This is a genomic window from Steroidobacter gossypii (assembly GCF_016801985.1).
Lineage (GTDB): Bacteria > Pseudomonadota > Gammaproteobacteria > Steroidobacterales > Steroidobacteraceae > Steroidobacter > Steroidobacter gossypii.
Genome location: NZ_JAEVLS010000001.1, coordinates 1,153,881 through 1,171,265, shown reverse-complemented (window position 1 = coordinate 1,171,265; position 17,385 = coordinate 1,153,881). Strand labels below are relative to the sequence as shown.

14 protein-coding genes are annotated in these 17,385 nt (G+C 62.1%); 11 read left to right on the top strand and 3 right to left on the bottom strand.

All coding sequences use genetic code 11. The annotated features are described in order from the left end of the window. Positions 1-68: 68 nt before the first annotated feature. The 6 genes from JM946_RS05020 (at position 69) to JM946_RS31520 (ending at position 4,542) form a co-directional block, all read left to right on the top strand. Positions 69-260 carry a hypothetical protein gene (locus JM946_RS05020; RefSeq protein WP_203166034.1) on the top strand — a complete coding sequence of 64 codons (192 nt, stop codon included), beginning with the start codon at positions 69-71 and terminating at the stop codon, positions 258-260. A 77-nt stretch (positions 261-337) separates the two neighbouring features. Further along, complete coding sequence (locus tag JM946_RS05015) at positions 338-802, top strand: hypothetical protein (protein WP_203166033.1); 465 nt, start codon at positions 338-340, stop codon at positions 800-802. Positions 803-826: 24 nt separating this feature from the next. Beyond that, the gene (locus JM946_RS05010) at positions 827-2,125 is read left to right on the top strand and encodes a CpaF family protein (protein ID WP_203166032.1); all 1,299 of its coding nucleotides are present in this window, start codon (positions 827-829) and stop codon (positions 2,123-2,125) included. A 5-nt stretch (positions 2,126-2,130) separates the two neighbouring features. Then, positions 2,131-2,979: a type II secretion system F family protein gene (locus JM946_RS05005; protein WP_203166031.1), complete on the top strand. Its 849-nt coding sequence runs from the start codon at positions 2,131-2,133 to the stop codon at positions 2,977-2,979. A 51-nt stretch (positions 2,980-3,030) separates the two neighbouring features. Next, entirely contained in the window at positions 3,031-3,933 is a 903-nt protein-coding gene (locus JM946_RS05000) for a type II secretion system F family protein (protein WP_218042584.1), read from the top strand. A 33-nt stretch (positions 3,934-3,966) separates the two neighbouring features. After that, the gene (locus JM946_RS31520) at positions 3,967-4,542 is read left to right on the top strand and encodes a DUF192 domain-containing protein (protein ID WP_203166029.1); all 576 of its coding nucleotides are present in this window, start codon (positions 3,967-3,969) and stop codon (positions 4,540-4,542) included. On the opposite strand, the gene JM946_RS04990 is transcribed toward JM946_RS31520, so the two are convergent. Continuing rightward, entirely contained in the window at positions 4,472-6,484 is a 2,013-nt protein-coding gene (locus tag JM946_RS04990) for a C1 family peptidase (protein WP_203166028.1), read from the bottom strand. The genes JM946_RS31520 and JM946_RS04990 overlap by 71 nt on opposite strands. Positions 6,485-6,517: 33 nt before the next feature. Then, the gene (locus JM946_RS04985; RefSeq protein WP_203166027.1) at positions 6,518-8,635 is read right to left on the bottom strand and encodes an ATP-dependent helicase; all 2,118 of its coding nucleotides are present in this window, start codon (positions 8,633-8,635) and stop codon (positions 6,518-6,520) included. Between the two features lie 85 nt (positions 8,636-8,720). On the opposite strand from JM946_RS04985, the gene JM946_RS04980 reads away from it, so the two are divergent. Together JM946_RS04980 and JM946_RS04975 are read left to right on the top strand one after the other, a co-directional pair. Then, positions 8,721-10,121: an alkaline phosphatase D family protein gene (locus JM946_RS04980; protein WP_203166026.1), complete on the top strand. Its 1,401-nt coding sequence runs from the start codon at positions 8,721-8,723 to the stop codon at positions 10,119-10,121. Beyond that, positions 10,118-11,032: a hypothetical protein gene (locus JM946_RS04975; RefSeq protein WP_203166025.1), complete on the top strand. Its 915-nt coding sequence runs from the start codon at positions 10,118-10,120 to the stop codon at positions 11,030-11,032. Before JM946_RS04980 ends, JM946_RS04975 begins: the two co-directional genes overlap by 4 nt. Here JM946_RS04975 and JM946_RS04970 read toward each other — a convergent pair. After that, positions 11,019-13,061: a S9 family peptidase gene (locus JM946_RS04970; RefSeq protein WP_203166024.1), complete on the bottom strand. Its 2,043-nt coding sequence runs from the start codon at positions 13,059-13,061 to the stop codon at positions 11,019-11,021. The two genes, JM946_RS04975 and JM946_RS04970, sit on opposite strands and share 14 nt — an antisense overlap. Positions 13,062-13,273: 212 nt before the next feature. Here JM946_RS04970 and JM946_RS04965 point away from each other — a divergent pair, with 212 nt between their 5' ends. From JM946_RS04965 to JM946_RS04955, 3 genes are all read left to right on the top strand, one after another. Further along, positions 13,274-13,438, top strand: coding sequence for a hypothetical protein (locus tag JM946_RS04965; RefSeq protein WP_203166023.1), 165 nt, complete (start codon positions 13,274-13,276; stop codon positions 13,436-13,438). A gap of 20 nt (positions 13,439-13,458) precedes the next feature. Then, positions 13,459-14,538 (top strand): DNA topoisomerase IB, encoded by a 1,080-nt coding sequence (locus tag JM946_RS04960; RefSeq protein WP_203166022.1) that lies wholly within the window; start codon positions 13,459-13,461, stop codon positions 14,536-14,538. Between the two features lie 75 nt (positions 14,539-14,613). Next, positions 14,614-17,385 (top strand): DUF2339 domain-containing protein, encoded by a 2,772-nt coding sequence (locus JM946_RS04955; protein WP_203166021.1) that lies wholly within the window; start codon positions 14,614-14,616, stop codon positions 17,383-17,385.

Genomic DNA, 17,385 nt, shown 5'->3' with positions numbered 1-17,385 from the left:
ATCGGCTCGCGAGCGGAACCCAAGCTCGGGTGTGCGACCAAACGTACGCATGCGAGAAGGCTGATCGCATGAGCGCCTATCTCCTCGGCAACCTCCTCGGCCGCTTCGTACTCTCCTACGCCCTGATCTGGCTGATCGTGTGGCTGCTCGCGCGCTTGAACTGGCGCGACGCATTCCGACGCGCGAACCACTGGACCGGCCTGGTCGCCACCACGACAGCTTTCCTGATCGGTCTGATCGCGAAAGGAGGCGCGCTATGAGAAACACCATACTTCTAATCGCCTTCTTCGCAATGACAGCGTGCATCGCTGCCGCGAGCACAAGAGCAGGCCGGCCAATGATCATCCACCGCCTGCCTGAACTGAACCTCGAGATCTGGACCGAGCAGGACCCGGAGTGGGAAACGCACCTCAGCGACGTAGGCGACGCATTCACGTTCGTCGCCGAAACCCCGGCGCTCACCTATCCGCCGGCATACATGAGCTGGACCGTCATGCCGCACCTCAAACTCCGTGAGACCGAGCTGGAAGCCGCCGCGCGCGGCGTGCTTCATCAGATTGCCGCCAACTACCGCACTCAACCGCCGAAAGAGATAAGGCAGCGCTCCTTCGGCGACCTGACGGGCTACGAAGCAATCCTCCACGCCAAGTCGGACAAGATGCCCATCGACGTGCTGATCTTCTGTGGCCACCGCGAAGGCCGCCCGGCCGTGGTGATGCAGGCAGTCACCTTGAGAGACAAGTTGCCACACCTGTCGGAACACATCCGCCGTTCATGGACGAACGTGCGTTATCTCGACTGACCCACAAAGGCGAAGGACCGCACGATGACCACCTCGCACGCCGAAATGTCGGCAGCGCTAAAGGAACAACTGCAGCCGTTGGTGCTGCGTGAGCTGGATTTGTTCCGTCGTACCGCACTCAACAATCTGGCCAGCGCGGACCTTCGTTCCGAAGCGAAGCAGGCCATCGAAGCCATCCTGGCCTCGGGAGCAGTACGCCTCCCCGCAAACATCGACGCAACCAGCTTCGTCCAGGAAATGACGGCGGAGATCATGGGCTACGGCCCGATCGAACCCTATCTCCACGACGACTCGGTCAGCGAAGTCATGGTGAACGGCCCCAACCAGATCTACATCGAACGCAACGGTCTGCTCGCCTCGGTGCCAGCGCGCTTCATCAGCGCCGACTCGCTGATGCGCGTCATCGAACGCATCGTAGCGCCCATCGGCCGCCGCATCGACGAGGGCGTTCCCATGGTCGATGGCCGTCTGCCGGACGGATCGCGAGTCAACGCCATCATTCCGCCGTTATCCTTGATCGGCCCGGTGCTCACCATTCGCCGCTTCGGTGGCCAACGCTATTCTATGGAACGGCTCGTGAACATCGGCGCGCTTTCGCAGGCGATGGCCGAGTTCCTGAAAGTCTGCGTCCAATATCGCAAGAACATCATCGTGTCGGGCGGCACGGGCACCGGCAAGACGACCTTCCTGAATGCCCTCTCGGAATATATCTCGAGCACTGAACGCATCGTCACCATCGAAGACGCTGCCGAGCTGAAACTAGCGCAGCCACACGTATTGTCGCTCGAGGCTCGACCGCCGAATGTGGAAGGACGCGGTGAGATCACCATTCGAGATCTGGTTCGCAACGCGCTTCGCATGCGGCCGGACAGGATCATCGTTGGCGAGTGTCGAGGCGGCGAAGCGCTCGACATGCTGCAGGCCATGAACACCGGACATGACGGATCGCTGACCTCAGCACATGCAAATTCTCCTCGCGACCTGCTCTCGCGACTGGAGGTGATGGTGCTGATGGCCGGCATGGAGCTTCCGATACGAGCGGTTCGCGAACAGATTGCATCGGCGGTCGACATCGTCGTGCAACTATCGAGGTTCAGCGATGGCCGTCGTCGCGTCACCGCCATCATCGCCATCGAGGGACTGGAGGGCGATGTGATCCTGACGCAGCCGCTATTCAGCTTCCGGCAAAGGGGAGTGGGTGCTGGTGGCGCAATCATCGGCAGCTATCAGGCATGCGGTCAGCCGCCAGCCTTCTACGAGGCCCTGGAGGAAGCCGGAGTGCGCCTGGATCGAACCCTCTTTTCCGATGCGCCGGAGCGATAGACGAGATGTACTCTCTTTCAAACACCATGTTCGCGCCTGTCGCATGCACTGGCATCGCAGCGGCAATACTGGCGGCTGTCGTCGCACGCGCTGTTCTGAGCTACCAACGCTCGTTCATCGCCACGATCGGCGCCAGTCTGAAACAAAGCTTCGTGCTAACGAATCCGCGCGCCATGTTCCTCTGGAGCATCGCGCTCACAGTGGTCTCAGGTTCAGCAGCCTTTGCCGCCGCTGGGCCCGTCGCCTGCGTTGTCGCCATCATTGCAAGCCTCACCGGTCCTTGGCTGATCGCAAGGCGCATCGCGGAGCGAAGACGCAAACAGTTCGTCTACCAACTTCCGGATGCATTGCTCGCGCTGGGCGCGGCCTTGCGAGCCGGGTCCACGCTGACCCGTGGGCTCGAGTTGATGGCATCGCGTCAGCCGGCGCCTCTCTGTCAGGAATTCAGCATTGTGCTTGCCGAGCAACGAATCGGGCGACCCTTGGCCGAATCACTCGATGACCTGCGCCGTCGCGTGGGCGCGCCGGAGTTGGACCTGATGAATACGGCGATGAACGTTTCGCGCCGAGTGGGTGGCAATCTGGCCGATACGCTCGAGTCGCTTGCGCGGACCCTACAAGAGAAGGCACACGTCGAAGGCAAGATCGACGCGTTGACATCCATGGGTCGCGCGCAAGGCTGGGTGGTTGGGCTGCTGCCCATCTTCATCGGCCTGGTCTTGTATCAACAGCAGCCGGAACGCATGAGTTTGCTGTTCACGCAATGGTATGGCTGGATCGTGCTCGTCATCATCGCCGGGATGATGGCGCTTGCGGCCTGGCTGATCCGCAAGATCGTGCGCATCGATGTGTAATCGCCGGTCGTCGGCTTGGCCACGAAGCAGAGCATCGCGTTGAGATGAACCATGTCGAGTATGTACCTGCCCATGCTCTTAGCTAGCGCGAGCTGCTGCTTGATCGTGCTGCTTCCTCTTGCCCTGCGCAGCGCCACTCATGCGCCGACGACACGCGACGAGGCTTGGCGCGACCGCCTACCATGGTTTCTCAAGGCGCTCCGACCCGCCATGCGCTGGTACAGCGCCTCCGTGGAATCCTCGCTGACGCCGCAGCGGCGCGAGGTCATCCAAACACGGCTGGATGCCGCAGGCGCGGCTTACATGATCAGCCCAGCAGAATTCGTGATCATTCGACGCGTCGTCTCGGTGCTCGGAACGGCGATGGCGGCGGCGCTCATCCTCTTGTTCGAGCTGCGAGATCCACTGCACCTGGCGGTAGCGGCGGCCATGGCGCCACTTTCGTTCCTGTTTCCGGACTTGCGACTGAGGGAAATCACAAAGCAACGCCAGGCCCGCTTCGAGAAAGAGTTCCCGTTCTTCCTGGACGTACTCGTGCTGACCATGAAAGCCGGCCTGAACTTCACTGCCGCCCTGGAGCAAGCGGTCAGCTCGATGCGCAGCGGCCCCGTGCAGCAGGAATTCTCCCGCTACCTGCGAGAATCGAGAGCGGGCTTGGCAAGACGAGCCGCGATGGATCGACTGGCGGCGCGAGTGTCACTGCCGGCGGTGACCAACTTCGTGGCCGCCGTCGCGCAGGCTGAGCAAACCGGCGGTTCGCTCGGCGAAGTGCTGACCGAGCAAGCTCGACAACGGCGGCAGGAAAGATTCCTCCGCGCCGAAAAACTGGCCAATCAGGCGCCGGTGAAAATGCTGTTCCCGCTGATCGCCCTGCTGTTTCCGACGACCTTCATCATCATCGGCTTTCCCATCGTCATTCAGCTGCTGCAGGCCGGGGTGCTCAGCTTGTTCTGATAGATTCTCGATGCAGGAGTGCAAGGACGCACCATGAAGACTGTGGAGTTACGTACCGTGGACGGCCGGTGCATCGCCCGTCACGTAGAGATGGCTTGTTCGTTCCGCTCGCGCTGCCTCGGTTTGCTCCGTCGCACCCGCATCCCCGACCAGCAAGGACTGTTACTGATTCCGGGCGGAAGCATTCACACGCTTGGGATGCGCTTCAGCATCGACGTCGTGTTTCTAAATCGGCAAATGCGGGTGCTTCAGCTCGTGGAGTATGTACCGCCGTGGCGCGTGGTGATGGCGCCGAGCGGCACCGCGCGTGTGTTGGAGTTGGCGGCAGGCAGGATCGCGACAACTCGACTCACAACGGGCACGTATCTCATCGTGCACTCCGCGTCTGCAGATCCAAGCGAGCGGCCTACCATCCGGCAGCCAGCCCTGCGCGTCGTGCCATGTAAGCGCACCTCCCTGCGTTTCTCGTTGCGGCTGCCGATCGACCGACGCTGCACAGGCTCGGTCAAAGCTCCATGCAACGTCGGCGTGAAACCCGTCAGAACCCTGCCGCCTTATCTGCGCGCACTCGACTTTCGCGCAAGGACGAGGCGGAACGTTGAAACTTGAGCGTCTCGCTCTTCGCCGGGCCGTCGCTGAGGATCCGGCGCAGAGTCGCGCGCACGGTTGCGTCGTCATCGTCGAAATCGCCGTGATGTAGCGAGGTCGACGCATCGATGGCGCCGATCGGCCGGTTGTTCGGCGAGATCACCAGGTCGGCATTGCCGCTCTTGAACAAGGTCATCAGTTCCGCATCCTTGCGCAGGAACTTCTCCATGCCGAGGATCGGCTCGCCTTCGCGGAATAGTGGAATGCGAGGCTGGTCCTCGAATGCATGCGAGACCAGATACAGCAGCGACTTGTGATACAGGTTGGCGCACTCGTCGTCCTGCTCCGCCTTGTCCGACAGCGTAAACAGCGCGAATCGCTTGATGCGCTTATTCTTGATCGCGGGAAGGTAGTGCTGCTTGAACAACTTGATGGTGCAAGCCGGCGCCCATAGCGTGCAAGTCTCTATGTCGATGCCCGCATCGTTGAGGGCTGTGATCAAGGGCGCATGCAAGATGCTGCCGGCACTATGGCCGACGATATGAATCTTTGGGGTCTGCGCGCCAGAAAGCTTGCTCAGCAGCCGCTTCAAATGCCCGACGACCGCGCGAGCGCCACCCTTGGTGTTCCGGGTCGCCGCGAGCGCGTTCTCTTTCATTTCGTCCCAGGCGGCTTTGCCCGAGAGCAATCGGGCGAGCGGCTCGAGGGCATCGTCGAGCCGATCCAGCATGAAGTCCTTGGTGGCGTCGAGCGCGCCTTCCGGCCGGCGGCGCTGGAAGGCGTCGTTCAATATGTTCTTGACCGTGGTCCAGTAGTCGCTGTGCCAGATAAACGTGAACGGATAGATGCCGGCCGAGAGCATGGTCGGCCGGTAATCGGCGAGCCGTTGCACGGCTGCGTTCTCGCTGACCAGCCCGCCGTGCGCGTACAGCAGAATGTGTTTATAGCCGGCGTTCTCGATGGCTTTCGGCAGCTCACTTTTGAACAGCTCGGCCACTTCTTCGGCCGAGGTGCCGTAGTTGCCGCCGGCCTTGAATTCACCGTTGTTGCCAAGGCTGATGATATGCGGCCGCAGATCTGGATAGGAATAAGCGGCCGAGAGCCCCGCCGAAGCGGAATGCGCCACGGCGGTCGAACTGCTCTTCTTGAGCTCGATGGGCGCACCCAGGCGAGCGACCCACACATCGGTGGCATTCTGCAGCCAGTCGTCGTAGCTGATGCAAGCAAAGCCTTGATAGCCCCACTGCTCGCCCCAGGAGTTCTGGATCCAAAGCCCGCGCTTGTCATATCCGACGATGGCGAAGGCATGCGCGCCGAGCAGCGTGTCCGACTGCTCGATCATGCCGTCGTCACCCGGTTGGGTCCAACCCTGATGAACGTTCGACGTGGCAAACAACACGCCGACTTCCGCAATGGCGGCATGCAAGGCCACCACGTCTTTGTGATTCACACGGTAGTAGGCGCCAAGCGGGCGGCGCAGAGCATCGGCGGTGCGCGCGTCGTTCAGGCCGCTGATCAGCTGACCCTTATTGCTCTTACTCGGGACCGAGGGCCACAGCGCCTCGGAGCACACCCCGTGCTTGTGCCAGCCCTTCATGGCGCCACGCGCGCTCGAGCCTGAATAACTTTCGCCGGGCCACTCGTCGTAACGCTTGGCCAGCTCATACAGCATGCGTGGGCTGACCGGATTGCAATCGCTCACGACTTTACGGGTCGTGAGCAGGTAGTTGACCACCGTCGCGAGCCCATAGCCGGTGCAGGCGCCTTCGTAGCCCTGATCGAGAATGGGAATGCCATACTCGCGATAACGCTGCAGCTCACGCTCGGTGGGCACCTCGATCAAGCTGGGAACATACATCTTGTCCCGGAAGTCGAGCGTGTCCCGCCGTACGTCGAAGATTCGCTTTTTTTTGGCAGGCTGACGGCCGCGGCTAGCCGCGGCGCTGGACTTGCGCTTCGCCATGGTTGGACCGTGCGAGTTATTTTGTTGAGTGGGTCAGTCCCACATTGCGCGTAGCGCTGCGGCTGCGTCAATTCGTACTTTGGTCTCAGAGGCCTTGCTGGCAGGAGTGTTGGGCACGGCCGGCCATGCTTTCTGTTCGAAACATTGCATGAGCTGATCGGTCATGAACCGGCTGCGCGCGCCGTAGACGTGCGCATCGCCAGTGCGACTCTGCTGAGTGATGTAGTACCTGAGCGGCGCCACCAGATGCAGGTCGTGCTTGGCCCGGGTCATCGCAACGTATAGCAGGCGCCGCTCTTCCTCGATCAGATCCGGACGGCCGGTGGCATGTTCGTTGGGGAAGTTGCCGTCAGCCACGTTCAAGACATACACCGAGTCCCACTCCTGGCCTTTCGCCGAATGGATGGTGGACAGGATCAGATAATCCTCGTCGCGCGCCGGATCGCCGGCCAGGTCGCTGCTGACCTTTGGCGGATCCAGCGTCAGCTCGGTGATGAACTGCTCGCGCGATGCATATTGCCCTGCCAGCCGTTCCAGCTGCTCGATGTCGCCCATGCGCACCCGGGCCGCGTCGTAAATGCGCTCGAGCTGCGGCTCGTACCATTTGCGCAGTCGACCGAGCTGGCCGATCCACTCGCGCGCCTGGGTGAGGTCGTCGACGAGCTCCACCAATCCGGCCCAGTCCTTTTCGGCCGCGGCCGGCATGCGATAGGAAGCGAGCGTCGGCCAGGCGAAGCCGCTGGCTTCGAAGACTTTCAAACAACGATCCGCGACCGCCGGGCCGACCCCGGTCAACAATTGCAGGACGCGAAAGCCGGCGATGCGATGTTTCGGATTGTCCGCCCACCGCAGCAGCGCCAACACATCCTTCACGTGCGCGGCTTCGAGAAACTTCAGGCCACCGTATTTCGTGTAGGGAATATTGCGCCGGATCAGCTCCAGCTCGAGCACGTCGCCATGATGTGAATTGCGCATCAACACCGCCTGCCGGCGCAACGGCACGCCTTGTTCTCGCGCCGCCAGGATCTGCTCCACCACGTACAGCGATTGAGCTTTGTCATCCTGCACGGAAACATAAACGGGGCGACGCGATGAGGCGCGGCCCGAGCGCAGTTCCTTCTGATACTGGCGAGGGCTGTCGCTCATCAGGCAGTTGGCCGCATCCAGAATCGGTTGCACGGAGCGATAGTTGTGCTCCAGCTTGATCACTTCAGCGGCTGGCGAGAACCGCGTTGGAAACTCAAGGATGTTCTCCACCGTCGCGGCACGGAACGAGTAGATAGCCTGCGCATCGTCGCCGACCACGCAGACGCCGGTCCCCTGCGGTTTCATCGCCATGACGATTTCCGCTTGCAGCGTGTTGGTGTCCTGGTACTCGTCGATCAGCACGTGCGAGAAGCGGGCACCGATGTCCTGGGCGAGTTGCCCTTCCTGCACGAGCAGGTGCCAATAAAGCAGCAGATCGTCGTAATCGAGCAGCTGCTGCGAGTGTTTGATCTCGACGTAGCGGCGGAACAGCTTGCCGAGTTCGTCGCCCCACTCGGCGCACCAGGGGAAGAAATCCTGCAACGTCTGCGCCAGGGGCGCGCGGCTGTTCACCTTGTGCGAGTAGATGGCCAGGCACGTGTCCTTGCGGGGGAAGCGTTTCTCTTTCTTGGAAAAGCCGAGCTCCTGCCGAACGACGTCCAGCAGATCGGCGGCGTCGCCTCGATCCAGCACGGAGAACGACGGCTCCAGGCCGACCACGTGCGCGTACTCTCGTATCAGCCGATTGCCGATGGAGTGGTACGTGCCGGACCAAAGCAGACGCGCAGCGTTGATGTGAATCGCCCCGCCCCTCGGTGAATCGGCGAGCGCTTGAGTAGCGATGCGTTCTGCTCGACGAAGCATCTCCTGAGCGGCGCGACGAGTGAAGGTCAGCAGCAGAATGCGCTCGGGAGGCACGCCCTCGAGCAACAGGTGGGCGACCCGGTGCGCCAGCGTGTTGGTTTTACCGGTGCCGGCGCCGGCGATGATCAGCAATGGTCCCGCTGAAAAACCGTCGGCAGTGCGCGCGCCGTACAAAGCCGCGCGTCGCTGAGCGGCGTTGAGCCCTTCTCCGAAAGCCGAGACGGGTGCGGAATCCTGGGCGGTGCTGGCGGCGATACTCATCGCGGCTATGATGGCGCAAAACTGTATATAACGACAGAGGAGATTGCTTGCCGCTGGCGTCCACGGACCGGCAGAATTTCGCGCCATGCTTCATCTAGTGCCGCACCTCGTCACTCAGCGCAGCGCCCGGCTTTGGCTGTGCGTGCGAGGCATCGATGCAGCGCTGCTCGGTTCAGTCTCGCTGCGAGTTGACGGCATCGATGTCCCGGTGCGCGCAAAAGACTGGCAGAGCTTTCCAGCAGGCCAGCCCGGGCAATGGCAACCGACCGCTGCCATGCCGTTGCACTATCAGTTCGTCGACATGATGCATCTCGCACCGGATCGGGCATATCGCGTGAGCGTTGCTGTCGAAGGTGAGGACCAGGCGCACGCTCGCTTCGTCACCCTGCCTGAACAGCTCGGCGATGAAACCAAGCCGCTGCGCGTCCTGTTGTCGTCGTGTTACTTCACCGGCAACAAACGCTCTCGCCTTGCGTCCTCGCTGCTCTCTCAGTTGGATCGCCAGGGATTGCGGCCGCATCTGCGCGTCTGGGCCGGCGATCAGGTGTATTTGGATGCGCCGTGGTACGAATTCGCGATTCAGTCTCATAGCGTGCCGGAGCTGGAGCGGTTGCACTCGGCTACCTATGCACGAACCTGGTTTGCCAACCAGGGTCTGGGAGCTGTCTTTCCGACCGGCGCGAACGTATTCTGCGCGGACGATCACGAGCTATGGAACAACGCCCCGAACCCTAGCGCGGTCGCGCGCGATACACGCAAACGCGCCACGCGTGAAGCGTGGCTGGCCATGGCTCGCGAACTCCTGCAGACATTCCAAGGCGACACTGGAAATGCACAGCGATGCCAGGTGCCGCCGCTGGATTTTCTGGTGCTCGATTCAAGAGTGAATCGTGCCGAATACGGCGGGCGTTTGTTTTCAGAGGCACAGTGGCAACGGCTGCGCGCCTGGGCTGCGGAGCCACACGGGCTGGGCGTATTGATCTTGGGGCAGCCTCTGTTCGAGGCAGCATCTCAGCGCAGAGGGGATTTCGCCGACTATCGTTTGGCGGACTACCGGGCCGAATATGCGATGCTCATGGAGGTGCTCGGTCGCGCTAAGCGCAGCACCGTCGTGCTTACGGGAGACTTGCACTTCAGCCGTGTCGCCTCGGCATCATTGCCCGCGTCGGCGGGAAGTGGCGAGCGTCGAGTCACTGAACTGATCAGCTCGCCGCTCGCTTTGGTTGCCGGCGGTCGCTTGTTATCGTTCCTGGGCGACTGGGCGCCCGCGCCGCAGAAAGGAAGTCTGCCGGCGCTGCATCCGTTCAATGGTGCGACCATACACACGGACGAATCGCTGCGCTCCTCTGCCGAAGGAACGATGCTGCTGGAGTTCTATCGCCGCGGGCGGCGTGTGTTCTGCACGGTGTCGCAATGGCGGCTGGACGATCTCGACACCGGCCGCGCCCGTTTCCGCAAGGAATATTTCTTAGGGAACAGCTCATGAATCTGTCCGGACTGCGTCGCTCCGATGTTGCCATCGGCAATCCTCTGCTGAAAGAAACGCCCGCCGATGCCGTTGCCGACGGGGCGCTCGCGAACTTCGAATGGCTGCAATCGACCGGCTATCGCGATGGCGTGCTGTTGCTGGGAGGCACCGCCATCGTCGATTTTCGAATGCGGGTCGCGCAGTCGGAGCTGCGGCACGATTTATTGCCCAGCTTCTGGTCGACCTGCGGTCTGTTGATCGACGGCCAGACGATGATGACGGCTCGCGTTGATGCCATTAGCGACAGCAGTGCGCGCGTGGAGCGCAATGGCTTGGAAGCAGTCGCGTTGGATGCTGCGTCCCGCTATGGAAGTCCGATGTTCTATCCGAACATCGCCATCCTGCAGTTCACCGAGGATCACGCAGCGATCAAGGAGCATGTCGCGCGGATCGGCCAGGAAAGAAACATCGTTGACCTGTTAGCTCAGGTGGTGGCGTGGCTGGGTTACTGCTGGGCGGTTGGAGGCAGCGGAAACCCGCTGATGCAGGGGCATGGCATTCCGTCTGCAACGCTGTTGGAACGGGCGCACGGATTGGCCGGCATCGATCTGAGCCCCGGGTTGCCCTCTGCATCCAGCTGTCCCGAGGCGATCTGGCAAGCGGCGCGTTGGTGGTACAAAGCGTACGACCCGGTGGAGCCGTCGGCTGCGTCCACGTCGCAGGAGACGGCGTTCACTCCACGAGGTGCGTATCTGATTCGTCAGCCGGCCGCTGCGGCAATCGGCATTCGCGACGATATGCAACGCGATCAGATTGTCCGCACGACTCGCGGTGACGCGCTGATCGAAGGCCTGCGCCGGCGCGGCGACACCGAGTCGCCGCCCCGGACCACGGGCGCTAAACGTCGCCCGGCGGCTAAGAAGAAGTAGGCTGCAGATACTTGCCGTGCCAATCCAGATACCGTTGCATCCGATCCTTTTGGTACGACGGTTTACGGATGCCGTGATTCTCGCCGGGATAGATCACCAGCTGCGTCGGCACGCCGAGGCTGCGCAGCGCCTGATACATCTGCTCGGAGTTCAATAGCGGCACGTTGAAATCCTGATCGCCGCAGAGGAACAAGGTGGGCGTCTTGATGCGGTCTGCGTGCAGGAACGCGTAGGAGTTGTGCAGGTAGGTGTCGAGGTCCTTCCACGGCAAGCCGAGCTCCATCTCGTACTCGCGGATATACATGTCCGTCCCGTAGCCAGCCAGCACGTTCGAGATCGAAGCGCCGCTGGTGGCCGACTTGAAGCGCGTGTCCTTGGCGATGACCACATTGGTCAGGATGCCGCCATAGCTCCAGCCGCCGACACCGAGCCGATTCGCATCGGCGATTCCTTGCTGAACCACGTAGTCAACGGCCGCAAGCACGTCTTCCGAATCCTTGCCGCCCCAATCCTTGTAGATGGCCGTCGTGTACGCCTCCCCGCGGCCCGAGCTGCCGCGCGGATTGGCGGCAACCACCACATAACCCTGTGAAGCGAAGATCTGCCAGGGCAACATGAAAGAATTCGCGTACTGAGAGACCGGCCCGCCGTGAATCCAAAGCAACGTCGGGTAGCGGCGCCCGGCGACAAACCCCGGCGGCTTCACGACGAACCCGCTGACGCGCGTGCCATCCTTGGAAGAAAACGAGATCTCCTCCGTCGTCCCGAGATTCACGCCCGCGAGCCAGTCGTCATTGTGATGTGACAATGCGCGCAATCGCTTGCCTTCCAGAGCGTAGACCGTGTTCGGCGTGTCGACGGTGCTATCGAGCAAAGCGATGCGGCCTTTGCTGCCGAGATCGTAATCGGTCGACTCGCGCCGCCCATTCAACAGCCGGTCGATTCTTCCATTGCCGACGTTTATGCGCGCCAGCACCTGGTTGCGGTCGTCTTCCAGCAGGAAATAGATCGATGCGCCATCGGCCGACCATTGCGGCTCGATTACATTGCGGTCCAGTTCTTTGGTCACGATGCGTGCAGCGCCGCCGCCAGCCGGCACGATGGCGAGATTGTGGAGCGAGTAATAAATGAGCTTGGGATCGCCCGCGGTCAGGAACGCGAGCTCGCGGCCGTCGGGTCGCCATGCCGGCGGGCTCATCCAGGATGTATCGCCCGTATCGCCCTGGAACTTGGTCACCAGCTGCGGGGTTGCGCCCGCCCGCGGCTCGATCGTGTACAGGCCGAACTCGCTGTTGCGATCCGGGTCGTCGCTACGATTGCTGTAGAAGGCGATGCGGCTGCCATCGGGCGACCAGCTCGGCGCGCTCTCATCGAAACGATCCGGCGTCAGGTTGTCGGCCTGGCGAGAGGCGACGTCGAATACATACAAATGTCGTCGCTGGCTGCCCAGGTAGCCACTGCCGTCTTCCTTGAAGTAGTAGCGGTCGATGACGATGGGCGGCGGAGTCTTGTCTTTATCCGCGCCGCGCTGCTTGCGCGGATCCTCGTCTGCAACGATCAACGCCAGCTTCTTGCCATCCGGCGACCAGCTGAACTCGATCACCTCGCCGTTGAATCCTGTCAGAGGCTTGGCTTCCCCGCCCTGGCGATCCAGCAGCCACACCTGTTCAGGCGGCTCGTCTTCGCCGCGAGCCGTCAGGAAACCGAGATACTTGCCATCTGGACTCCAGCGCGGCGAATGCTCGCTGTCTTCGGAGTATGTGAGCTGCACGCTCTGCTTGCCGTCCCAGCTCGACATCCAGATATGAGTATTGGATTTGTCCTTGACCGGATCGGCAGTGCGAACCTCATAGGCGACCCATTGTCCGTCGGGCGAGAGCTGGGGATCGCTTACGTTTCGCACGGCGATGATGTCCTCGGCAGTAAGCAACCGACGCTCGGCAGCCGCGGCTGGCGAAGGCATGAACTGGCAGGTCGCAAGGGCCAGCAACAGGGCATGAAACAAGACACGCAGCGTGGCATTCGACATGAGCACGGCGCTCCCTGGCGCAAAGATGTTGTCGGAAAGCGGGGGACAGCAGAGTGTCGCAGCGCCCATGCCGCGTCAATTCGGCTATCAAATGATGGCTCGAACCAAGGCCCGTCGATGGCCCGATGGATGGCGTGGGGCGGCGTTCGGAACCAAGGCACCGATGAGACGTTCTCTCACGGCAGCCATTCCTGGCGCAGGAGACGAATCGCATGAAGCCTCTGGTGTGGTTGGGAATCGGGTTGGTGGTGGCCTGGGCCATTCTCTGGCTGGGCATCAAGATGGCCGTGTTTGCGGTCCATCTGTTGCTGCTGATCGGCGTAGCGATGATCGGTTGGGGGCTGTTGCAGCGGAGACGGGCCGACACTCCGTCCTGACGGAGTCCGGCGACGGTCCCATGCGCGAGCTGCCGCCTGATCTGCCCGAATCGGTATTGCAGGCTCACCAGCATGCACGCGCCAATGGACTGATCTATGTTTCCGACGCCGAGCCCGGCATCGAGCGTCACAAGCGAGGCAAAGGCTTCTACTATCTGGGCCCGGATCAGAAGCGCATCACTGAAGAGCGCATCCTCGCGCGCATTCGCAGCCTGGCCATTCCGCCGGCGTACACCGACGTCTGGATCTGCACCAAGGATCGGGGCCACCTGCAAGCCACGGGTCGCGACGCCCGTCGTCGCAAGCAATATCGCTATCACCCGGAATGGCGTACCACCCGCGACAACGGCAAGTTCTCCAAGATGATCGAGTTCGGCAGGCAGCTGCCGAAGCTGCGCCGGCGGCTGAAGCAGGATCGGGCGCTGCCCGGCCTGCCCAAGAACAAGGTGCTCGCGGTCATTGTCACACTGCTCGAAGAGACATTGATTCGCGTGGGCAATGAGGAATACGCCCGCACCAACCGGTCGTATGGATTGACGACGCTGCGAAACAAGCATGTGAAGTTTCTGCGGGACGGCCGAGCGTCATTCAACTTCCGCGGCAAGAGCGGCCGTCAGCACGAGGTGGTTTTGGACGACCGCAGGCTGGCGCGACTCATCCGTCACATTCAGCAGTTGCCCGGTCAAGCTCTGTTTCAATACGTGGACGATGAGGGCCAGCGGCAACCAATCGACTCGGGCATGGTGAACGACTATTTGCGCGAGGCGATGGGCGGCAACAACGATTTCACCGCCAAGGACTTTCGCACCTGGGGCGGAACGGTGCGGGCGATCGCTTTCCTGTCGTGCCAGGCGCGCAAGGATCCGATGACCAAGAGCGCCTTCAACTCCTGCGTGACTGCGACCGCCCGTAGTGTCGCCGAGGCGCTGGGCAACACGCCTTCGGTGTGCCGCAAGTCATATATCAATCCGGTCGTGTTCGACGCCTGGAAGGCAGGGCTGGTCGAGAAGCGAGTGCCACGAACCTCCATGTCGCCGCGCCAGATGGAACAGGCGGCCCTGATATTGCTCAAAGTGCAGCAGCGCGCAACTGTTAAGTAGTTGGTTTGCGCTTCGGCCGCCGCTCCAGCAAGATGCGCGCGCCGGGACATACCCCGGCACTCATTCGGTGCGTGCATGGAGCCGGGACAACAAGCCTCATTCCAAGCTTCATCCAAGGCCTTGACCGTCATCCTGGTGTTCGTGTTCGGCGTGCTCGGCGCGGCGCTCGAATCGGGCGGCGAAGGCCTTCTGTTTGGCGCCATGTTCGGCTTTCTGTTCGCTCAAGTGTTTCACTTGCGCGGGCGGGTGCAGTCGTTGCAGGAGCAATTGCAGTCATTGCGTCTCGCGCACGACTTGCGCGACACCAAGGCTCCGAAAGCACCAGCAGAACTCGAGCGGACGCCGCCGGCTCCAACAGAAGCCGCCGCGCCGCCGCCGCCCGAGCCCGCAGTTGTGAAGCCCGCTCCTGCGGCTCCACCGAGGGAAGATCGCGCCGCTTCCGTTGCAGCAGAGATGCCGGACCGCAGCGCCGCTATTCCACCGCCGCCTCCACGACCGGCAGCGCCCCCGCAACCGACCGCGTTCGATCGAATCGCCGGCGAGTTCATGAGCTGGCTCAAGCGCGGCAACCCGCTGGCGCGCATCGGCATCGTGATTCTGTTCTTCGGCGCCACCTTCCTCGCCAAGTACGCAGCCGACAACAGCTTGTTTCCGATCGAGCTGCGCTTCGTTGGCATCGCTTCGGGCGCGTTGGCGCTACTGTTCATCGGCTGGCGCCTGAGGGACAAACGCGCCGTCTATGCGCAACTGCTGCAAGGCGGTGGCATCGCCGGACTGTATCTCACGGTATTCGCCGCAACTCGATTCGATCTGCTACCCACCGGCCTCGCCTTTGGTTTGCTGGTGGTTATCGCATTGGCTGCGGCCATCCTCGCCGTAGGTCAGAACGCGTTGTCGCTGGCCGTCATCGGCACGGCGGGCGGCTTCCTTGCGCCCATCATGGTTTCAACCGGCAGCGGCAACTACATCGCTCTGTTCACTTACTACGCCGTGCTCAATCTCGGCGTGTTCGCAGTGGCGTGGTTCCGCACCTGGCGAGTGTTGAACGTGCTGGGTTTCGTGTTCACGTTCACCATCACCGGCTTGTGGCGCGCCACCGGCTATGAAAGCGCCGATCGGATCGCGGCCGACGCCTTCCTGATCCTGTTCTTCCTGATGTATGTCGGCGTATCGATTCTGAACTGCGTGCGCCAGCCGCCGGATTTAAAAGGCTATCTATCGGGCTCGCTGGTGTTCGGCTTGCCCGTGGTCGCTTTAACGTTGCATGCATCGATGGTCGCGCCGATCGAATATGCGATGGCGTGGAGCGCCCTTGCTTTCGGTGTGTTCTATCTGGCCCTCGGCGCGGTGCTACATCGAACCGGTCGCGAGAGCTTCCGCTTGGTGGTGGAGGCATTCGCCGCGCTGGGTGTGATCTTCGGCAGTCTCGCCATTCCGCTGGCATTCGATTCTCGCGTCACCGCCGCGATGTGGGCGGTGGAAGGCGCTGGATTGTTATGGATCGGCGTGCGGCAGCAAAGAAAGCTGGCGCGAGCGTTCGGTGCGCTGCTGCAGATTGCAGCGGGCATCGGATGCTTGATCGGCTTGTACGGTCATCAGGACGATCTGCCGATCTTGAACAGCGCCTGTCTTGGCACCCTGATGCTGAGCATCTCGGGCCTCTGCAGCGGCTACTGGTTGTTCCGCAACCAGGCGCAGCGGGCGCAGTACGAAACCGGCGCCGACGTCGTGTTCACCCTCTGGGGTGTCATGTGGTGGTTGATTGGTGGCTTGCGTGAGATCGACCGGTTTGTTCTTACGGCGACCTATGGTGTGTCATTGAGCTTCGTGGCGCTGACGGCTGCTCTGCTGGCGCTACTGAGCCTGAAGCGCGAATGGCGACTGCCGCTGGTGATTGCGACTTACTTGCCGGCGGTGTGCGCCTTGTTTGCTTTGACCGGTGCGATCAACTTCGCGCATCCGTTCGTTCAGTGGGGCGCAGTCGGCTGGCTGCTGCTGTTCAGCGCTCACTTCTGGGTGCTGCGCCTTGGCGAAAGGCGCGCCATGCACGGGCTCGACTGGTTCCATGTGGGCGCAAGCTGGGTGCTCACTTTGATCATCGCGTGGGAAGCAAGCTACCAGGTCGGCGAGCGCACGACCGGCGTATGGCCGCAACTGCCCTGGGGCGTCGTGCCCGCCTTGATGGTTGCATGGTTCGGTCGTCGGCAACTGAGCCCGCACTGGCCATTGGCGGTGCGCGAGCATGCGTACCGATTGTTTGGGGCGCTTCCGCTGATCGTCGCGGTGGGTCTCTGGGTCGTCTACATGAACCTGACCAGCACCGGCGACTCGACCTGGATTCCTTATATGCCCTTGCTGAATCCGCTCGATATCAGCGTCGCGCTGTGTCTGGCGGCGCTGGCCATGTGGTGGAGCGCTCTCACCGATCAGCAGCGCGCCACGGCATGGCGCTTCGATCCTCGTGCGCTGATCGCGGCAGTGGCAGGCATCGTCTTCATCTGGCTCAACGCCGCGCTCATTCGCACTCTGCATCACAACTTCGGCGCGCCCGTCACGTGGCATGGCATGTATCACTCGACGCTCGTGCAGGCGTCGCTGTCCATCTTCTGGGGACTGTTGGGCTTCACCGCGATGACCCTGGCCGCGCGGCAGCGGTGGCGATATGTGTGGCTGGTCGGCGCCGCACTGATGATCGTCGTAGTCGCCAAGTTGTTGCTGGTCGATCTGTCCAACATCGGCACGATCGCACGCATCACCTCCTTCCTGACCGTCGGAGTGCTGCTATTGGTGACGGGATATCTCGCGCCACTGCCGCCGAAGAAAATCACCGCGCAGGTGGCGGAGTGA

Coding starts and splice junctions, on each gene's coding strand:
- JM946_RS05020 (WP_203166034.1), top strand. CDS start 69: ATGAGCGCCTATCTCCTCGGCAACCTCCTCGGCCGCTTCGTACTCTCC.
- JM946_RS05015 (WP_203166033.1), top strand. CDS start 338: ATGATCATCCACCGCCTGCCTGAACTGAACCTCGAGATCTGGACCGAG.
- JM946_RS05010 (WP_203166032.1), top strand. CDS start 827: ATGACCACCTCGCACGCCGAAATGTCGGCAGCGCTAAAGGAACAACTG.
- JM946_RS05005 (WP_203166031.1), top strand. CDS start 2,131: ATGTACTCTCTTTCAAACACCATGTTCGCGCCTGTCGCATGCACTGGC.
- JM946_RS05000 (WP_218042584.1), top strand. CDS start 3,031: ATGTCGAGTATGTACCTGCCCATGCTCTTAGCTAGCGCGAGCTGCTGC.
- JM946_RS31520 (WP_203166029.1), top strand. CDS start 3,967: ATGAAGACTGTGGAGTTACGTACCGTGGACGGCCGGTGCATCGCCCGT.
- JM946_RS04990 (WP_203166028.1), bottom strand. CDS start 6,484: ATGGCGAAGCGCAAGTCCAGCGCCGCGGCTAGCCGCGGCCGTCAGCCT.
- JM946_RS04985 (WP_203166027.1), bottom strand. CDS start 8,635: ATGAGTATCGCCGCCAGCACCGCCCAGGATTCCGCACCCGTCTCGGCT.
- JM946_RS04980 (WP_203166026.1), top strand. CDS start 8,721: ATGCTTCATCTAGTGCCGCACCTCGTCACTCAGCGCAGCGCCCGGCTT.
- JM946_RS04975 (WP_203166025.1), top strand. CDS start 10,118: ATGAATCTGTCCGGACTGCGTCGCTCCGATGTTGCCATCGGCAATCCT.
- JM946_RS04970 (WP_203166024.1), bottom strand. CDS start 13,061: ATGTCGAATGCCACGCTGCGTGTCTTGTTTCATGCCCTGTTGCTGGCC.
- JM946_RS04965 (WP_203166023.1), top strand. CDS start 13,274: ATGAAGCCTCTGGTGTGGTTGGGAATCGGGTTGGTGGTGGCCTGGGCC.
- JM946_RS04960 (WP_203166022.1), top strand. CDS start 13,459: ATGCGCGAGCTGCCGCCTGATCTGCCCGAATCGGTATTGCAGGCTCAC.
- JM946_RS04955 (WP_203166021.1), top strand. CDS start 14,614: ATGGAGCCGGGACAACAAGCCTCATTCCAAGCTTCATCCAAGGCCTTG.